This window comes from Glaciihabitans sp. dw_435 (genome assembly GCF_018449675.1).
Lineage (GTDB): Bacteria > Actinomycetota > Actinomycetes > Actinomycetales > Microbacteriaceae > Glaciihabitans.
This window is the reverse complement of sequence record NZ_JAAVUZ010000044.1, coordinates 1-1,133: the sequence shown is the minus strand read 5'-3', so window position 1 is coordinate 1,133 and position 1,133 is coordinate 1. Positions and strand designations below refer to the sequence as shown.

General features: G+C 63.3%; 1 protein-coding gene. It reads left to right on the top strand.

Translation table 11 applies throughout. The features are described from left to right. Nucleotides 1-91: 91 nt before the first annotated feature. The coding region (locus HB677_RS18175; protein ID WP_255546733.1) for an IS481 family transposase at nucleotides 92-1,133 on the top strand (1,042 nt) is incomplete at its 3' end.

Sequence of the window (1,133 nt, the reverse complement as noted above, 5' to 3'; positions counted from 1 at the left end):
ATGAGTCGCGTGATTGTTCATAGCCAGGTTCTGGTCACGATGAATGATGTCGAAGGCCCGAGTGATCGTGTTGTCCGTAGTCCATCAAGGAATGACCAAGGCTGAAGCGGCACGAAAATTTGACGTCTCCTGGCGATGGGTCCACACCCTCGTCACCCGCTACGAAGCGGGTGGGCTCGACGCAGTCGAGCCCCGATCACACCGGCCAGCCCACAACCCACGCGCCACACCCATCGAAGTTCGAGACAAGATCCTCGCGCTGCGCCAGCAGCTGACCGCGGACGGACTCGACGCCGGCCCCGTCACGATCGCCTGGCACCTCGAACACGCCGGACTCCACGTCCCGTCGACCTCGACGATTCGCCGCATCCTGACCACAGCCGGGCTGATCACTCCGGAGCCAAAGAAGCGCCCCAAGTCCTCGCTGCGCCGCTTCGCGGCCGATCAACCCAACGAGACCTGGCAATCCGACTTCACCCACTGGCGCCTGGCCGATCTTCAGGACGTCGAGATCCTGAACTGGCTCGACGACCACTCACGGCTGCTGCTGTCCAGCACCGTTTACCCCCACGTCACCGGCCCCCTCGTCGTGGAAACCTTCACCGCCAACATAGAGAAATACGGGCCACCGGCATCCACCCTGACCGATAACGGGCTGGTTTACACCGCAAAATATCGAGGCTCCCGCAACGCGTTCGAGTACCTCCTCGCCGACCTCGGCATTCAGCAGAAAAACGGCCACCCCTACCACCCGCAAACCCAGGGCAAGATCGAACGGTTCCACCAAACCCTGAAACTCTGGCTCGCCCAGCAACCCGCGGCTGCCACGATCAGGGATCTGCAAGCCCAGCTCGACCGGTTCCAGAGCATCTATAACGAGCAACGCCCACACCGCGCGCTGGATCGGAAGACACCCCGGCAGGCCTACGACGCCACCCTCAAAGCAACCCCGGCAACAGCCCGACAGGTTCACTATCGGGTCCGCTACGACGTCGTCGACAAGTTCGGCAAACTCACCCTCCGCCATGCCGGAACCCTCCACCACCTCGGCGTCGGACGCTCCCACGGCGGCACCCCCGTGATGATCCTCGTCACCGAACACGACGTCACCGTCGCCCACCACACCACCGGCG